We start from the raw sequence: 17,680 nt of genomic DNA on the forward strand, positions 1-17,680 counted from the left end.
TTATTATACACTGTAATAGAAATGCACGCATCAAGGAGGATATTTGTGAAAGCCTTGATCGTTGATGGTTATATAGATGAACCGGCCGCCTTTGGTGTGCCCCCGTACATTTCACCGAAAATAAGAGTAGTTGCCGGCGCCTTTTTTCTGAAAGGCGTAGATGTTGACTATCTCACAATAGACTCGGTGAGAGAGGGGGACCTATGGAGCAGGTGCCTCGACTACGATTATCTGGTCATTCACGGAGGCACAACCACACCGGGAAGGTATCTGGGAGGCACTCCGATTTCCAGCACGGAGGTCTCACGGCTTCTAAATCTTTGCGACGGACCGGTGAGAATAGTGGCCGGCCCCATAGTTTCGGCAGGATACACGCCCAGGGGCGGTACAACAGCTTTCAATCCTGATTTCAGTGAGGCCGAACACCTCTTGAAAGACGAGAGGGAACTGTTGAAAATACTGGATCTTCGCCTGGGGGGTGCGAGATACGATGTACTCAATCCTCTCTACTCCGCCGGTGCGGAAGTAATAAAACAACATCCCTCGTATCCCGACGTCATGGTGGAGTTCGATATCTCATCGGGCTGTGAAAGGATCGACGGCTTCTGCAGTTTTTGTACAGAATCGCTCCTATACGGTAACTTTCTCTGGCGCGATATGGAGGGTATAGAGGGAGAACTGAAAGCCCTGAAAGAAGTTGGCGTCAAGGCTTTGAGGTTCGGCCGGAGTGCCAACGTTACGGCCTACGGGTACGATCGGGTGCTTGACAGACTAGATCCCGGAGCTATAGAGAGGCTCTTTTCGACTACCAGAGATATACTCGATCCAGAAGTGCTCCACATAGACAACGGTAATCCGATTTTCATCACCCATCATGAAAGAGAGGCAAGAAAAGCTCTCGAAAGCATAGTCAGGTACAACACCTGCGGTGATACGATCTCCTTCGGCGTTGAAAGCTTCGATACAAGGGTACGGGAATTAAACAACCTCGGTGGCAGTGTGGAAGAGATTTACAGAGCCATAGAGCTGGTGAACGAAATAGGTGGCCAAAGGGTGGATGGAATCCCAAAGCTCCTGCCGGGCGTGAATTTGTTGTACGGACTTCCCGGGCACAGCAGCGCGAGTTACAAAATCGATTTCGAAGAGCTGGCGGCTATTCTGGACAGCGGTCTTGTGCTCAGAAGAATAAATATACGTCAAGTAATGATCTTTCCGGGAACACCACTATCGCGAATGGAAAAACCGAAGGTCGATCACAGATTGTACGAAAAACATAGACAAAAGATAAGGACCGAGATAGATTATCAGATGCTTAAGAAGGTCTTCCCGGTCGGTTCGATAATTAAAGGCGTGATCCCCGCTTTCAACGAAGGCCAGATCTTCTTCGGCAGACCGCTAGGCACTTATCCGATTCTAGTGGGATCGCCCGTCTCTTTTAAGGAAAAGACGGACATTGTCGTCATCGATCACGGGATGAGATCGATCACGGGTCTTCCGCTGGGAACAGATATCAACTCGCTGGGTGAGAGGGAGCTGAGATACATACCTGGCATCGGCAGAGATCGCGCCAGAACGATTGTTTTCAAGAGACCTTCGGGTACAGGGGAACTTGCGGAGATAGTCGGAAATGATACAATCAAGACGATGTCGAAACTCGGACTTAAACTGGGGGGTAAGGAAATTTGAAAGGTAAAGTGGTAATCATAACTACGGGCGGAACGATCGCCATGATCACCGACCCGGTTTCAGGCGCATCGATACCGGCGCAAGGGATCAACAAGCATGTGGCGAACATAAAAGGTCTTGACGAAATTGCCGATGTTGAACATATAGAGTTTTCAAACATCCCCAGCCCTTACATAAATCCCGATACTATGTGGAAGCTCTCGAGGCTAGTTTATAAAACCTTGAGCAGAGACGATGTAACGGGCGTCGTGATAACCCATGGAACAGACACTCTCGAGGAGACGGCGTACTTCCTGGATCTCACCGTAAACAGCGAAAAACCAGTCGTTTGCACCGCAGCGATGAGAAATATAGACGAGATGGGAACGGATGGTCCCAGAAACGTCCTGGCTTCGGTGAGGGTCGTTCTCAACTCCTTGGCTATAGGCATGGGAACTACCGTCTGTCTCAATGAAGAGATACACGCCGCGCGAGAAGTTACCAAGACCTATACCAGCAATGTGGCCACTTTCGATTCACCCGGACACGGACCGCTGGGGATAGTGGATGAGGACACGGTCATCTTTTTTAGGAAGCCTCTTCTGAGGGCAACTTTCAACGTTGAAAGGATTGAAAACAGAGTAGCTCTTGTCAAAACCTTCACCGGAGACGATGGCTCGATATTGAAGTCTCTGCCCGAACTGGGATATAAAGGGGTCGTCCTCGAAAGTTTTGGAAGGGGTAACGTGCCGGTTGAGGTCTATCACGTAGTAAAATATCTGATAGAGGAAAGGGGTATGCCGGTAATTATAACCTCGAGGTGTTTCAAAGGTCGTGTTCTAGGAGTTTACGGTTACATCGGTGGTGGAAAAAGCCTCGCCGATATCGGAGCTATATTCGCGCAGGAACTATCTTCCATGAAGGCCAGGATAAAACTCATGATCGTAATGGGAATTACGGACAACCGGGAAGAGATCGAGAGACTTTTCCGTCTTCCTTTGAAGGGGGTTTGATGTGTTTCGAAACATCGTAAAACAACCACGCTTCATCGCGGCCGTTTTCACTATGATATACCTGATAATCGGTCTTGTAGTCTTTTCTGTTTCACTCAGAACGGCCGTAATCGTCTTCTCGACTTTCACGGTGGTTCTCCTTCTCGAACCTTGGGCCAGACTTGCTCAGAAATACTTCAAAATAAAGCGGTCTCTCTCCCTCGGTTTTGGGCTGGTGATAATCTTCGTGGGGCTTATAACGCTTATCGTCTTTTTGACAACACCGCTGGCAAAGGAAGCGTCGAAGTTTTACAACATCGTCGTCGATTTCTTCCCTTCAGTTGAAGAGACCAAGATAACCTCCTTCGAGGTGAACACCAACATAGACAGGCTCCTTTCGGAAGAAAATTTCGTGAACGGTTTGACACAGGAAGAGAAGGGCTCTCTTGAGCTCCTTTCAAAGGATCTGAAGAGCTACTACGCCGAGATAATGAAGACGGTTCCCACGATGGAATCGTCCTTCGAGAAAGAGTTGAAAAGCATCGAAGAGGGGCTCAGAGAAAAGGGAAACTACATAGTGATCATGAGTAGTGACCAGACCAGAGAGGCTAGCTACGAAGAATTGAACGAGGTGACTTCTAGATATCTCTCCCCGTCGAATGCGGCAACGTTATCGGAGGAACTTCTGGCAAATGCTATGCAGGTTCAGTCACAGGAACTGTGGCGTGAAGTGGTAGCCTATTTCATGCCTAAGAACCTCGATCCGGTTAGACAGGCGGCCACGTATGAAAGTGTCAGAAACTTCCTGATTCAGGTACAGAACATCCTCAGAGAATTTCTACCAAGCCTTCTGGAGAAGGTTCCCAGTTTCATCACCAGTACTGGGTTGGTGATTTTCTTCACCATAGTGGGGGCTATCTATCTCAGTTACTACTTCCTCTCGATAAAGGAGATAGTACCCAAACTCTACCCGAAGAAAGTCAGGAAGATCGCGACCGAATTTCTCTCCGATACTTACAAGAACCTGGAAAGGTACGTTATATCCATAGTTCTGGTTGCGATCATAGTGGGCATCGTGGTGGGAATAGCAATCAAAGCGATGGGGCTGAAGTACAGCCTGTTGATGGGTCTGTGGGCCGCTTTTACCAATCTCATACCGATCGTGGGGGTACCACTGGAGTTCATACCGCTCTTACTGCTGGCGGTTTCAACACAGAACATTCTGCTGGTCATAATTCTATTAATTGTCCTTACGATAGTTCACGCGGCGGCTTTCATACTCTTCCTGGTATTCATGAAGGGCTACAATAGGATAAACCCGGTCATGATAATCCTGATGATAGTAGTGGCAGGACAGCTCTTCGGACTGTTCGGAGCTATAATCGCCGTCCCCTTCGCGATACTGATAAAAATGCTCTGGATACATTTCATATCGCCGCTGCTGGATGAAGACCAGCCAGTGGATGGTACCTCTTAGCATTTTGAACATGTAGAAAAAGTCGATATTGCTTATCCTATCGTTGATTAATACAACACCCTTTTTTCCGTGCAGATGTTGACGGCGGGAGTTTATATTATAGCCAGGTGATTTGGCATAACACCTTTATATATCTTAGATAAGCATTATCACAGAATCAGGCAGGCATCTCCGAAGGAGAAGAATCTGTAACGTTTTTCGATGGCTTCCCTGTAGGCCTCCATGATAAGCTCCCTTCCGGCGAAGGCCGACACGAGCATAAGGAGTGTCGATTTCGGTAGATGAAAGTTAGTTATGAGCGAGTCGATTACACCGAACCTGTAGGGAGGATAGATGAAGATGTCCGTCGAACCGCTGTCTTCCACCAGTTTTCCATATTTGGATACGACGCTTTCGAGCGTCCTGACAGTGGTCGTTCCTACGGCCACCACTTTACCGCTTCTTTCTTTGGTACGGTTCACGGCCTCGACGGTTTCGGAAGATATTGTGTAATACTCCTCGTGCATTTGGTGTTCTTCGATTCTTTCGCTCTTTACAGGTCTGAAAGTTCCAATTCCGACGTGTAGTGTTACGTACTCTATACCTACACCCTTCTCGCTTATACTGGCGAGCAGTTCGGGTGTAAAGTGTAGCCCGGCAGTCGGAGAGGCTATCGATCCCTCCCTCTTCGAGTAAACTGTCTGGTAAGACTCCGGATCCTCCGGATAGATGTGAATATAAGGAGGTATAGCCAGCCTACCAACGAGTTTTATCTCATCGTCTCTGGCACCTTTGAAATCCAACAGCCTGCTGGAATCGTCACAGTGCTCTATGACTTCGCAGTCCAGACTGCCAAAGATCAATCTGCTGCCCTTCTTCACTTTGTTTCCCGGCCTGACTATTGCCTTCCACAATCCCTGGTCGATCTTTTCAATGAGGAGGGCCTCGACGGAGGCTCCAGTATCCTTTCGGCCGATCAATCTTGCCGGAATAACCCTGCTGTCGTTCATCACGAGTGTATCACCGGGATTTAGATACTCTATGATCTCCCTGAACGACCTGTGATCGATCGATTCACGGGCTCTGTCGATTACCAGTAGCCTCGAGCTGTCGCGGGGTACCACGGGTTTTTGCGCTATCAGCTCTTCGGGTAGGTAGTAATCAAATTCCGAGGTTTTCATCTATCTCCTCCGGTCTGAGCAATATCAGATCTCCGACGCCGTGTTCCAAGTACCTGTCGTAGGTTATCACTACGGCGTCGTGCTGTCTTGCAAGACGTATGATCTTCTCATCGGCAGGCGAGTAAGTCTCCACCTGCGGCAGAGAAAGCCATCTTGCTAGCCGTTCTTGCTGGAAACCACCGATGGTGTAAGCGATATTTCTATCGAAGACTACGCGAAATGGAAAGAGTGCGACCCTCGACTTTGCCATATTTACGAAGAGGTCGTCCAACCTGGCTAGATCGGGAGTATCCTGCCTGGAATAGACTATGTTGCTCCCGTCTATCACTACCTCTCTGTGAGAGCGAGAGAAGAGAACCGACCAGACGTAAGGGTGAACGGACTTAAGCTCACTCGTCAGCCTCTTCAAGTTCTCCCTATCGAGAGACTGTACTTCTTCTCTCAGGATTCTTAATTCTTTGAGATTGGTGAAATCCGTCGTTTTTATCCGCGCGTTGATACCGAGATCTTCGACGGGTTCTTTCTTGAAGCATAGGGCCGATTCCAACATGATGTAATTAATCACGCCCATCTCCTGGAGTGAACCCGTCTCTTCGATCCATCTGGCGTAATCCTCAAGACTCTCCACCTCACCCTTTAATAGGCCGTTGACCGGCGGATTACTCCTCGGATCTAATATGAAAAGAAGATGTCCAACCGGTCGCACCGGTAGATTCACAAGTCCACTCACATACTCCACTCTTTCGAGCAGAGAACGGTCCCTCTCTCGCAGAATGTCTATGGCAAACTCCAGCTCTTCGAAAGAGAGCCCGGAAAGCTCAGGGATAATTCTCTTCAACTTTTCGAGAACAGATCGTTCAAGGGGATTCTTTTTGAGGAATTTTGCGAACCTCTCCAGGCTATCTTTCCGCTTTCCGTAGAAAGAGTAGAATCCTTCCGATGAGACATTATCTATTATTTTCGATCTTATCGCTGTATCCAAGCAAAAAACTCCTCTATTCAGAATATGGCCATCTTCAAGTCTTTGACACACTTTCCTCTCTATGATATAATGAGTTCTGTGCAAATTACAACTTAAAGAGGTGAAGCCCCGATGAAAAAAGGAATGCACCCGGAGATGAAGCTGATCTCAGTCAAATGTACTTGCGGTGCAGAACATAAGTTCTACTCCACTAAGGATAACATCAAGATCGACCTTTGCTCGAGTTGCCATCCCTTCTACCGCGGAGACGCATCTTCGATGATCATTGACACCGAGGGAAGGGTACAGAAGTTCAGAAACAAATACGGAGACAATTACTGAGAGCTGGCGCATGCGCCCTTCTCTAGTATAGAGTCAAATGGAGGTTAGTCATGTGAGCGTGAAAGTGGGTACCGTTGTTGAGGGAAGTGTGGCTTCTGTAAAGAAGTTCGGAGCTTATGTTACTCTGGAAGGCGGAGAAGAAGGATTTATTCACATTTCTAAAGTGGCGAGAGAGTACGTGAAGAACATTGAGGACTATCTCAAGGTTGGCCAGAAAGTCGAAGCGAAGGTTCTGGGGACGACGAAGGACGGGAAGTGGGAACTTTCGATCAAGGATCTGAAGAGCAAGGGATCAGACGAAGGACCTTCGAATCAAGACTTCGAGAAGAAACTGGCGAAATTCATGCGAGATAGCGGCGAGAAGATTTCCGCCTTTAAGAGAAGACTCGACAAGAAGAGAGGTATCCGTAAAAGACCTTAAGAGACTTTTATGAGATATGAGATAGAGGAAGGGAGCTGAGCTCCCTTCTTTCTATTGATAGAAGATCTTTAAGGCCATAATCGAGAGCCAGACGGAGAAAAAGCGGGTTCCAAGAGCAAGATCGCCGAAAATACCTTATAATTGGAATTAGAAGCTGTTATTTGGAGGTTGATCGTATGTACTTTCTCGAAAGAGTGATGGCCGTTCCCAGATTGCCTGAAAAACTGGCCAGACTTGAAGAGCTGGCCAGAAATCTCTGGTGGTCTTGGAATTACGATGCGCAGGAGATGTTCAAATATACGGATCCGGAGATGTGGTACCAGGAGAAACGGAGTCCAGTTCGTTTGCTCAGAAGGATAAAACAAGAGAGGCTGTACGAACTGGAAAATGATGTACAGTTTCTGGCCATGTACGAGAACACTCTCAAAAAATTCGACGAATACATGGGTAATAAAAACACCTGGTTGGAGAGAAACTATCCCGACCGTCGAGACAGGTGTATCGCCTATTTTTGCGCTGAGTACGGTTTTCACGAATCCTTCCCAATATATTCTGGTGGATTGGGGATACTGGCGGGAGATCACTTGAAGACGGCCAGCGACATGGGGCTCAACTTCGTCGCAGTTGGCCTTCTTTACAGGAACGGTTATTTCGAGCAGAGAATCGATGAATCCGGCTGGCAGCAGAACATATACAGTCGCTACGACTTCGAGGACTTCCCGGTAGTGCCGGCGTTGGACGAAAACGGTGACGAGGTTTATATAAATATCGATCTGCCCGGCAGGAAGTTGTGGGCCAAGATTTGGAGGGTGCAGGTCGGAAAGACCGCTCTCTTTCTACTGGATACGGATATCCCGCAGAACGAGGTGGAAGACAGGAAGATAACCTCTAACCTCTACGGCGGCGACAGAGAAATGCGGCTCAAACAGGAGATACTTCTGGGAATAGGCGGTGTAAGGGCTCTTAGAGTTATGGGTATCAATCCCGAGCTCTGGCACATGAACGAGGGCCACGCTGCCTTTCTCTCTCTGGAGAGGATCAGAGAATACGTTCAGGGGAAAGGGCTGGATTTCGCAACGGCAGCGACACTGGTGAAGTCTGGAAATGTTTTCACAACTCACACCCCCGTTCCCGCCGGTAACGACATCTTCGATCTGGAGATAATCGAGCGGTATTTCAGGGCTTTTTGGGAGAAGGTGAAGACAAGCCGGGAAGAGTTCATGGAGCTCGGACTGGAGAAGTTTCCTGGTGGCGGCCAGCACTACAGTATGACGGTTCTCGCACTAAAACTCTCTGCAGCCTCCAACGGCGTAAGCGAACTCCACGGGAAAGTTAGCCGGAATCTGTGGAATCATATCTATCCAGACCTACCGGCCGTAGAAGTTCCCATAACCCATGTAACCAATGGCGTGCATATATGGACCTGGTTGAACTCTTCGATGGTCAAGCTACTCGATCGTTATCTGCCGGGAGACTGGCACGAAAGGGTGGACGATCCGGAAGTCTGGGAAAGGGTGGATGATATACCGCCCGAGGAAATCTGGCAGCTTCACCTGGCCCTGAAATCCCGAACAAAGAGTTTTCTTCAAACAAGACTGAAGAGACAGCGTAGAAGGCTGGGAGAGACTATCGAAGATTTGATGGAAGTCGATGAGATACTCCCCGAGGACGTTCTCACTATCGGCTTCGCCAGGCGTTTCGCAACCTATAAGAGGGCAACCCTAATATTCAAGGACATCAATAGGCTGAAGTCTATTATCTCCAGCTCCGAGAGGCCTGTACAGTTCGTTTTTGCTGGCAAAGCACATCCGGCAGACGACCCTGGCAAGGAGCTAATAAGAAAGCTGTACGAGATCTCCAGGACTCCCGAATTCAAGAACAGAATCATCATCGTCGAGAACTACGATATGAACATTGCGCGCCACCTGGTAAGCGGGGTAGATATATGGCTTAACACACCCCGGAGACCCCACGAAGCCAGTGGAACGAGCGGAGAGAAGGCCGGCATGAACGGCGTCCTCAACTTCAGTGTAATGGACGGCTGGTGGGTAGAAGGTTATGATGGAAACAACGGTTGGGCTATCGGCGACAATAGGGATTACCAGGACAACGAGCTTCAAGACCGCATAGATTCAGTTTCTATATACAGTACGCTAGAGAAGGAGATCGTTCCGCTCTACTACTCGAGGGATGATAACGGAACGGCAGTGGAATGGGCCCAGAAGATGAAAGACTCGATAAAGGAGATTGGCAAGAGATTCAACACGCAGAGAATGCTGGCCGATTACGCAGAGAAGCTTTATTTCCCGGTGATCGATCTCTTCGACGAAGTTCAGAAGAACGACTTTAGACTCGCAAGGAACGTTTCTGGCTGGAAAGAGAAGTTCAGCGCTAGCTGGAACGCCATCAGGATAAAGCCGAACATACAGGTCGAATCCACGACCAGATCGATAAAGGTAGGACAGGAGATATCGCTCTCGGCCAACGTCTATCTCGGAACGATGGATCCTAACGAAGTTCTGGTCGAGATTTTCGTGGCGAGAATGGACGATAACGGCGAGATGATCAATTTCAAGCTTTATCCAATGAGTCTGATAAAGGAAGATGTACACGGTGAGTATATCTACGGTGGGAAGTTCACCATTCCGGAGGAGGGTAAGCTTGCCTACACGATCAGAGTCGTTCCCAACCCCGATCACCTTCCCGAAAGATACTTCATACCGCTCGCCAGGTGGATCTCATAAAAAACCCGCCTTCAAGGGCGGGTTTTTCAATTACCGGAGGAAAAGTCGCTGAGAGTTCTTTCGAAATCTCCCGGGGTTATCTCACCCCAGATTAGAGCTTTATACAAACCCGGAACGGCTTTTATAGCTTCCAGTTCCTCTTCCAGAAATACCCTTCTTCTGGGATCGTACAGTTCATCGATAATCAATTCTGTAGATTCAGGACCTGAGCTAATCATGCCGATGACAGCGTTGTAAACCTCTGTGATTTCGCCTTCCCTAAGACCTAGCTTCTGCAGCTGTTCGAAAATCTCGTGATTCTCGTTTCCTTCGGCGATCATCTTGAGAACCATATTTACGTAATCAGGGAATGTCATCGGTAATTCAGGCACCTCCTATCATGTCTCTGAAGCGCAGTGCATTGTGGACCGCTCTCCCCAGATGACAATTGTTGAAAAACACGAACACTTCCAGTCCATGCCCATGAAATTCTAGCACATCCAGGGCAAAACTTCTCAGGTCGTCCTCGGAATAGTTGTAGTTGTATCTTTCACTCCCCTCGCTTTCGAACCAGCCAGGATTCCTTCCGTGGAACCGAAAATATGCGACGTTCCTTCCCTGTCTTGGCAGATAAGGGAATAAGCCGGCTATAGATGGTTCATCAACCACCGCTGGGACGATGTCGATCTTCTCGAGGAGTTCGAAGCTCTCTTCCACGGCCCAGCTATCGTGTCTGAACTCAACTACGAGCCGATTTTCGCCTGCGTCAAAAACCTTCGATAATCTCTCCAGATAGGCTATGTTTTCTTCATTCCTCTTGAAAGACCAGGGGAATTGAAAGAGTATCGGTCCAAGCCTACCTTCCTCTCTCATTGGAGTGAGTACATCCAGAAAACCGACGGCTAGCTCCATTAGATCGGCCGAAGGCGCCTTCCAAAACTCGTGCGTGATCTTACCCGGTGCTTTGACCGAGAAGACCATCTCTCCGGCGATCTGTCGTAACATACCGGCTATGGTTTTGTAGGAGGGCATCCGGTAGTAAGTGAAATTCAGCTCGACGGCATTGAATTTCCACACATTGTGGTAATACCTCAGCATTTGCGACGGTACGAGTCCTTTTGGATAGGCTGTTCCTACCCAGTCTGGAAAAGAGTAACCGCTCGTACCGATGTGGATCACTAAAGCTCCTCTATTATGTAAACGGGATCGTTGTTGTTCAGTATTGCGGCGTTGGCCTCATCGACATCGACGTGGAACTCGAGGGCATACGTTGGGTGAACCCTTATTAAAACATCGTCGAAGATCGTTTTTCTGGTACCGTCACCCTTACAATAGACCATCACGATGTCTTTGTCCTTGACGCCGTACACAAGGGAATCCTCCGGAGTCATGTGAATATGCCTTTTGGCAAGCATCACCCCCGACTTCAACACGATCGTTCCCCTCGGTCCTACAACCGTCAGTCCAACCGTGTTCTCGTGGTCACCGGAATCTTTTATGGGGGGTTTTATACCGAGCATGAAGGCATCGGTTCTCGATACTTCGATCTGTGTAGCCTTCCTTGCCGGTCCCAGCACTCTGATTCCAGTCAATGAACCTTTTGGTCCTACTATTATGACTTTTTCATCGCATGCGAACTGCCCGGGTTGGCCCAGATCCTTGATTGGAGTCAACTGGTGGCCCTTTCCGAAGAGGAGCTCGATGTCCTCCGCGCTTAGGTGGATATGTCGATTTGAAACGCCAGCCTTTATTGCAGGCTCTTTTAATTTCACAAAAACACCTCCAGGATTCTTTCTATCTCTTGAATTTCGTTGGACCTACTAGGCCCTTTCTGACTGTTAATCTAACACTTTCCGGTAACGTTATAGATAAGCTCACGGGACCTTTTGCTATATTTATCCACCCCTGACCGTTCACGTGTAACTCCTGACCGGTTTTCAGGGAGTATTGCTCTCTCTTCCACACCAGCGCAGACTTCGCCAAACCGTTGAAGGGTGGCTTCAAGAAATTCCCGAACCACGAGTCCCACTGTGCATCGGCAATAGAGGAATTCGTCTCGTGGATCGATACGCTTTCAGGCATGAAGAGATGAAAGATACCAACCGGATCGCTGTTGTTGACCGCGTCTATCCTTACGAATCCTCCGGCGAAGACCGTCCGTTCGCTGTGAAACTGCACCGTGTAACGTTCAAGCTTCTTACGCGGTAGAAGAACGCTCTGATCGGAGACGCTCAAAAGATCGCTCACCCTGTCGCCCGTAAAAACGCCGGGAGTATCGTAGACGGTTATTCCAGCCCTCTCCAGGCGTTTCGGGGTGACTTCCAAGGTCGTTCCGGGAAAACGGCTTACCGTTATCTCGTTCGAGCGGGCGAGAGCGTTCAGCAACGAAGACTTGCCCACGTTGGTCACGCCGATGGCGGTGTAATTTTCCCCGCTCTCTTTCAAGTAAGTGAAGAGAGAATCGACACCGTATCCGTTCAGGGACGAGACGAGTTTTATCCTTCTTTCGGGCGCCTTCAACGTTTCAACGGCCCAAGCCTTTATCTCTTCGATCTTCACCTCGAGGGGAAGGAGATCAACTTTATTCAGTACGTAGTGTACTCTGTGACCGGTAAGAAGCGAGAGGATATCTCCGCGGAATGTCCCGTTGAAATCCGAAAGATCTATCACATACAGTATGTCTCCGGCCGTTTTCAAATACACCTTCAAATTCTCGAGCGAGTGAACGGGATTGTCCTGCGCATCGAGTCTTCCGTAATGCTTCATAGAGAAACAGCGTTTACAGAGTACCGGTCTGCCGTCACTCAACCTTTCGTTCAGAACCCTTTCGGATATGTAGCCCGGAACGGTTTCATCGACCGTCTGGAGTTCAACGCCGCAACCTTTGCACTTCATCTGTCCATAACCTCGACGTTCGGGTGTCTCTTCATTTTTTTGAGAAGCATCCTTTCCACTCTCCTAACCAGTCTGGTCCAGAAAAACTCTCTCTCGCTGAGAGGTTCGGTCTTTATGGTATAGGCTCCCAGTAGGTTGCCCATGATTATATCCGTGAACAGCTGGTCACCTACCACGATCGTCTGGTAGGGGGGAATCTCCAGATCCTTCAACACTTTCTTCGCCTTAAAAGTCAACGGTTTTCTGGCCCTGCTGAGAACCTTTATCGTCGCAAGCTCATCGTCTATCTTGCCAAGGCGGCCTTTCTTTCCGTTGGATACAAGCACGATATTCATACCCAGTCTCTCTATCCTGCTTAGCAGAAGCTTCTTTTCCCTTGAGACGGTACTGGCACCCCATTCTTCCAGAGTGTTGTCGAAGTCGAAGAGAATCAGCCTGTAACCCGATTCCTTCAGAGAATCGAAGTCTATGTCCATAACGTTATTGGCGAATCTGTGGGGCGTAGCCAGGCGGTTTATCCTGAAAATCCACCCTACAGTGAAAAAGAAAAGGAGGTACACACCAATGGAGATTCTTGCCATCACTCGTTTATACCACTTCTGGGAGATATCCACGATAGGTGATACCAATATCGAGTACATTCCCATACGGTTGCCGGCTATTATGTCAGTGAAGAAGAGATCTCCGATTATAACGGTTTTTTCCGGTTTAGATTTCATCTCGCTCAGAACCCTTCTCAGCTCTTTGGTACCAGGTTTTCTCATCGAATGGTAAACCTTGAGCTGATTGCCGAAGATCTCTTTGAGATTTCTGACCCTCGATTGCGGTCCGTTGGTCACCACTCCGACTTTCATGCCCGACTGTATCAGGCGGTCTATCACTTCCTTATTTCTCATATCGAAAGGCTCGCGCCAGACGGCGATGGTATTGTCGTAGTCGAAGAGAATGGTGTTGTATCCAAGTCGCTGGAGCCGGTTGTAGTCGATCTCCCTCACGTTCTCTGCCTTTTCTTTGGGAACGGCGTTATCAAGTATGTCCAGGATTCTCACGTATTTCCACCACTTCAAGATCGATTTTCTTCTTTATACTCTCCAGAAAATTCATTGCCTCCTCCAGCAGGTCGGCCGGAACGATTATCTTTAGAAAACCGTCGTCGGTCACGTGCCTTATGTTTAGGAGGTTGTCTTCCGCCTCGGCTATGTAGCAGAGGACGTGAATGTCCACCGGTCTTATCCTTACGAAGAGATCGTACTCCCTGGGTCCTTCGTTCATCTAAATAGCGTCAGGAGACACCGTGCTTCAGCCCGGTGAGGAATGACGCTTCCCTCCTTTCACATAATAGTGATGATGCTCTTTCTACAAGTTTTAGTTTACCTACACTGGCAGAACGACTGACGACTTCTCCGTCAAGAGTACGCAAATCAAAATATCCGGACGATCTGCGTCCAAACACAAAACATTCCCTATCAAGATATTCAACCTTATCGAACAATTGGTAACCGTGTATGTATCCAGGAGCCTTATTCTCTCTGCGGATACCTTTTTTTGGGTTTGTTTTGTGCAATTGCCTGTTTTGTTTGCGTACTTGTTTGAAGAAGTACCAACAATCACTTTCTTTTGTAGATGGGTTTCCTGAGATGCACCTGGCATCTATACGGTGCGACTTTTCGAGATTGTGTTTAATTCGAACATTCTTGGTTATATAGCCAAAAGTCAGAGACACATTTGAATACAGTTCTTTTAGTTTGTTGTAGAAAGCCCATCGCATTATGTTCATCGATGCTGCGTCCCTGAAGGAAGAGTTGCGCTTGACTTTAAGTTCGATCTCCCCTTTATGGTATTTCCTATGACAGGTTTCGCATAGAGTAATCAAATTATCCGGAGAGTTCCCGCCACTCTTTCTCGACTCGATGTGGTGTACATTTAGAACCGGATCTTTCGACTTACCATTACAGTGTTGACAGGTGTGTTTGTCCCTGAACAAAACATACTCCCTGACATTATAAAATCCGAGCTGTTCGCCTTGTTGGTAATCCTCGCCAAGAATGTCGGGGTTCTTTATTTTCTGTATATCGAATTGAGCCACTTCTACTATTACTTTTGTGATCGGCAGGATGTCGTGCACCATCTTAACCACTTTAATGTGAGTGTCAATCTTGTTCTGTACCGACGGTGCTACCCAACCTTCAGGCTTTTTTCTATTGAGAAAACGAGATTGCCTGTAACGAGTCTTTCTGTTTCTTCTAGACCTTCTAAGCATCCTTCTGGTAGATAACAGATCCACAATATCTGTTCTCAATTCGACTTCTGCTGAAAATACTTCCCTGTTCTCAGTTGTAGCCGATAGCCCTATTGTCTTACTTCCGGCATCTACACCGAGAATTACATCTTGTTTGTATCCAGAGGAACCGTACAACAACTGAATGGTGAATGGCGTTCTTTTAACCACTTTAGCCTTCTGCTCTTTCAATAGCTTCCTTGCTTTCTGTGGTTTACAGGGCATTAGCGGTTTCCCGTGCCTGTTAATAACGTAGACTAACATATAGTCTGCCTCCTTACGGAGTAATTCTCCCATCGCCAATGTTATCCGACAGTTTCTCGTTAGCAGCACTGTCCCTACCCATCAGAACTGTTTAACCACTAACCGCAGAGCGTAAGACTTGGGAACGCATCCTACGGTGCCTATACATTTGCCGGTAACGTAGTGCTCGAAACACTTAGAGTCAACAAGAGCTACTAGCTCACGGCTTTCGCCGGGGGTCGTTGACAGACTGAACACCTCTACTAGAGAAGTTCGGCAGCCAGACTGGCCAACTCGGACCTTTCGCCCCTTGTCAGAGTTATGTGCCCGGCGATGGGTTTGTCCACCATCCTCGAAGCCGCGTATGTCAAACCGTTGCTGAAAGCGTCGAGATAAGAGTTATCTATCTGGTAGGGATCTCCTATCAGGACGATTTTCGTGTTTTCCCCCACTCTAGTAATTATAGTCTTTATTTCGTGAGGCGAGAGGTTCTGCGCCTCATCGATTATGAAGTACTGGTTCGGTATAGAACGACCCCTTATGTAACTCAAGACCTCAACCTGGAGTTGTTCTCCCTTCTTCATGAAGGCTTCGAGATCCATGCGCCTGTTGCCGAAAAGGATATGCAGGTTGTCGATTATCGGTGTCATCCAAGGACTCATTTTCTCTTCCATTGATCCGGGAAGGTATCCTATATCCTGACCCATGGGGATTACCGGTCTGGCCACCAGTAGTCTCTCGTAACGTTTCTCATCGATAACCTTCCTGAGCCCGCAGGCCAGAGAAATCAGCGTTTTGCCTGTTCCGGCCATGCCGGGTATGAAAACAATTTTTATATCGTCGTCCAGAAGAAGCTCCATGGCCATCAACTGCTCGAGGTTTCTCGGCTTGATACCCCAGCTGGAGCTCTCCATATCCAGTCTCAAAGGCACCACGTTTTCCCTGTCGGGTGAGACTCTTCCTACGACACCATCTCCGAAATCTACGAATTCGTTGGCCTCCAGGCCTTCCTTGACCTCTCCGGCGGGGAGACCTTCCTCCAGGAGGAACCTTTCCATCAGTCCGGGATCTCGCACTGTCTCGACACCGGAAAGCCGGTCGTCTATCTCGACTCTGTCGTGAAGGTAATCTTCGGCTTTTAAGCCAAGTATGTCGGCCTTGACGCGCATGTTTATATCTTTGCTCACAAGTACGACTGAAAACTTCTCGCTGTCAACTAGCTCCATGGTGTAAAGCAAAATGGCGTTGTCTTTGTAGCCGTTCGACGCGAAGGGAGGCAATTTACTTTTGAACTCGTTGAAAACGACTATACGTATCATGCCGCCCGATTCCGTTTTTATCCCCTCCACGAGACTGCCCTTCTCTCTCAGCGAATCGAGATATCTGCTCACTTTCCTGGCATTCTGACCCACCGATCCAGCGTTCTTCTTCAATTTGTCGATCTCCTCGAGAACGGGGAAGGGAATGATGATATTGTTATCTTCGAAGTTCATGAAACAGTATGGATCATGAACCAGAACATTTGTATCTAAAACGAAGTCCTTGACCATATCAACCCCTCCACTTCTTCACAAACTTGCCCACTTCCGAAAGCCCTCCCAGGTATCTGGCAAGAGCCAAGAAGACTTTGGCGGTTACGCGGGCGTCGTCCATCGCCCTGTGAGTGGGAACGTCACGTATCCTCAATCTTCTGGCCAGTCCGTAGAGATTGAAAGGACCATCTTCGAAGGCCTCGTGGGCGAGTTCTATGGTGTCAATGTAATTGTTTGAAAGCGGCATTAGACCGGTTTCCTTAGATGCAATATCAAAAAAAGTCATATCGTTGACTATATTATGACCCACCAACACCGATGTTCCTATATAATCCTTGAACTTAGGAAAGACCTCGGCCATGGGGGGTTCTTCAGAGACGTCTTCGTTTCTCAAACCGTGGATACCCGTTATCTGGGCCGGTATAACCACGAGAGGGTTGACCAAGGCCTGAAAGGCCAGGTTATGCATTATCTTGCCACCATAAACAGGTATGGCCGCTATCTCGAGAATCCTATCGCCTTCTAGCGGTTTTGACCCGGTTGTCTCTGTATCAACAACCACGTAAAGCTTTTTCATAGGAAAACCTCCTGAAAAAATTTTACCATGAGAAAATATACATACCTTAAGTTCATTTTTCGAGTAGAATTGTTCGAGGTGATCTGTTTGAAAGAGCTACGTGTTCATGTCGTTCACAAACTTGGACTCTCCGAGGCCAGGAGAAGATTGGAAGAGAAAATGGGGGAACTCATGGAGCAGTACGAAGGCAAATTCACGCTAGAATCGACCTGGAAAGACAACACCCTCCTGTTCAAACTTGCCGCGATGGGGGTGAAAACAGAAGGAACTCTCGAGATAAAAGACACCACCGTTACGCTTTCGGGAACCGTTCCACTGGTGGCGATCGCCTTTAAAAAAAGGATCGAAGAGTCTATAAAGAGGGATCTGGAAGAGATACTGAGAGTATGAAATCCCGGAGTGGCGGTCTCATCG

At 48.2% G+C, this 17,680-nt stretch carries 18 protein-coding genes; 7 read left to right on the forward strand and 11 right to left on the reverse strand.

Translation table 11 applies throughout. The features are described from left to right. The first annotated feature begins 45 nt into the window (after nt 1-45). From MESINF_RS01140 to MESINF_RS01150, 3 genes are read left to right on the forward strand one after another with little or no spacing between them, the layout of a single operon-like run. Nucleotides 46-1,686, forward strand: coding sequence for a radical SAM protein (locus MESINF_RS01140; protein WP_169698135.1), 1,641 nt, complete (start codon nt 46-48; stop codon nt 1,684-1,686). Next, entirely contained in the window at nt 1,683-2,678 is a 996-nt protein-coding gene (locus tag MESINF_RS01145) for an asparaginase (protein WP_169698136.1), read from the forward strand. Before MESINF_RS01140 ends, MESINF_RS01145 begins: the two co-directional genes overlap by 4 nt. Nucleotide 2,679: 1 nt before the next feature. Next, nucleotides 2,680-4,134, forward strand: a complete 1,455-nt coding sequence (locus MESINF_RS01150) for an AI-2E family transporter (RefSeq protein ID WP_169698137.1) — start codon at nt 2,680-2,682, stop codon at nt 4,132-4,134. Between the two features lie 149 nt (nt 4,135-4,283). On the opposite strand, the gene queA is transcribed toward MESINF_RS01150, so the two are convergent. Both queA and MESINF_RS01160 read right to left on the reverse strand, forming a co-directional pair. After that, nucleotides 4,284-5,294: a tRNA preQ1(34) S-adenosylmethionine ribosyltransferase-isomerase QueA gene (gene queA / locus MESINF_RS01155; protein WP_169698138.1), complete on the reverse strand. Its 1,011-nt coding sequence runs from the start codon at nt 5,292-5,294 to the stop codon at nt 4,284-4,286. Continuing rightward, nucleotides 5,275-6,276, reverse strand: a complete 1,002-nt coding sequence (locus MESINF_RS01160; protein WP_169698139.1) for a ribonuclease — start codon at nt 6,274-6,276, stop codon at nt 5,275-5,277. The genes queA and MESINF_RS01160 overlap by 20 nt, the downstream gene beginning before the upstream one ends. Before the next feature lie 111 nt (nt 6,277-6,387). Between MESINF_RS01160 and rpmE the strand changes: the two genes are divergently transcribed. The 3 genes from rpmE to glgP all read left to right on the forward strand — a co-directional run bounded on the left by rpmE (nt 6,388) and on the right by glgP (nt 9,762). Beyond that, nucleotides 6,388-6,597: a 50S ribosomal protein L31 gene (rpmE, locus tag MESINF_RS01165; protein ID WP_169698140.1), complete on the forward strand. Its 210-nt coding sequence runs from the start codon at nt 6,388-6,390 to the stop codon at nt 6,595-6,597. A 52-nt stretch (nt 6,598-6,649) separates the two neighbouring features. Further along, the gene (locus MESINF_RS01170; RefSeq protein ID WP_169698141.1) at nt 6,650-7,018 is read left to right on the forward strand and encodes a S1 RNA-binding domain-containing protein; all 369 of its coding nucleotides are present in this window, start codon (nt 6,650-6,652) and stop codon (nt 7,016-7,018) included. A 176-nt stretch (nt 7,019-7,194) separates the two neighbouring features. After that, nucleotides 7,195-9,762, forward strand: coding sequence for an alpha-glucan family phosphorylase (gene glgP, locus MESINF_RS01175; protein ID WP_169698142.1), 2,568 nt, complete (start codon nt 7,195-7,197; stop codon nt 9,760-9,762). 26 nt (nt 9,763-9,788) lie between these two features. Here glgP and MESINF_RS01180 read toward each other — a convergent pair whose 3' ends face one another. From MESINF_RS01180 to MESINF_RS01220, 9 genes are all read right to left on the reverse strand, one after another. Further along, nucleotides 9,789-10,118 (reverse strand): hypothetical protein, encoded by a 330-nt coding sequence (locus MESINF_RS01180; protein WP_169698143.1) that lies wholly within the window; start codon nt 10,116-10,118, stop codon nt 9,789-9,791. A 7-nt stretch (nt 10,119-10,125) separates the two neighbouring features. Continuing rightward, complete coding sequence (locus MESINF_RS01185; RefSeq protein WP_169698144.1) at nt 10,126-10,920, reverse strand: DUF72 domain-containing protein; 795 nt, start codon at nt 10,918-10,920, stop codon at nt 10,126-10,128. Continuing rightward, nucleotides 10,920-11,513: a phosphate propanoyltransferase gene (gene pduL / locus MESINF_RS01190; RefSeq protein ID WP_169698145.1), complete on the reverse strand. Its 594-nt coding sequence runs from the start codon at nt 11,511-11,513 to the stop codon at nt 10,920-10,922. Before pduL ends, MESINF_RS01185 begins: the two co-directional genes overlap by 1 nt. A 22-nt stretch (nt 11,514-11,535) precedes the next feature. Further along, nucleotides 11,536-12,636: a GTPase gene (locus MESINF_RS01195; protein WP_169698146.1), complete on the reverse strand. Its 1,101-nt coding sequence runs from the start codon at nt 12,634-12,636 to the stop codon at nt 11,536-11,538. Continuing rightward, entirely contained in the window at nt 12,633-13,703 is a 1,071-nt protein-coding gene (locus MESINF_RS01200) for a YqeG family HAD IIIA-type phosphatase (protein ID WP_231936797.1), read from the reverse strand. Before MESINF_RS01200 ends, MESINF_RS01195 begins: the two co-directional genes overlap by 4 nt. Beyond that, a complete protein-coding gene (locus tag MESINF_RS01205) occupies nt 13,663-13,908 on the reverse strand; it encodes a DUF4911 domain-containing protein (protein ID WP_169698147.1) in 246 nt (81 codons plus the stop codon). The genes MESINF_RS01200 and MESINF_RS01205 overlap by 41 nt, the downstream gene beginning before the upstream one ends. A gap of 10 nt (nt 13,909-13,918) precedes the next feature. Beyond that, nucleotides 13,919-15,178 carry an RNA-guided endonuclease IscB gene (gene iscB, locus MESINF_RS01210; RefSeq protein WP_169698148.1) on the reverse strand — a complete coding sequence of 420 codons (1,260 nt, stop codon included), beginning with the start codon at nt 15,176-15,178 and terminating at the stop codon, nt 13,919-13,921. Nucleotides 15,179-15,420: 242 nt separating this feature from the next. Next, nucleotides 15,421-16,707, reverse strand: a complete 1,287-nt coding sequence (locus tag MESINF_RS01215; RefSeq protein WP_169698149.1) for a PhoH family protein — start codon at nt 16,705-16,707, stop codon at nt 15,421-15,423. Between the two features lies 1 nt (nt 16,708). Next, on the reverse strand, nt 16,709-17,266 hold the full coding sequence (locus MESINF_RS01220; protein WP_169698150.1) for a 3'-5' exonuclease: 558 nt from the start codon (nt 17,264-17,266) through the stop codon (nt 16,709-16,711). 87 nt (nt 17,267-17,353) lie between these two features. Here MESINF_RS01220 and MESINF_RS01225 point away from each other — a divergent pair, with 87 nt between their 5' ends. Further along, complete coding sequence (locus tag MESINF_RS01225) at nt 17,354-17,656, forward strand: polyhydroxyalkanoic acid system family protein (RefSeq protein WP_169698151.1); 303 nt, start codon at nt 17,354-17,356, stop codon at nt 17,654-17,656. Nucleotides 17,657-17,680: the final 24 nt, after the last annotated feature.

Source organism: Mesotoga infera, assembly GCF_900157305.1.
Taxonomy (GTDB): Bacteria; Thermotogota; Thermotogae; order Petrotogales; family Kosmotogaceae; genus Mesotoga; species Mesotoga infera.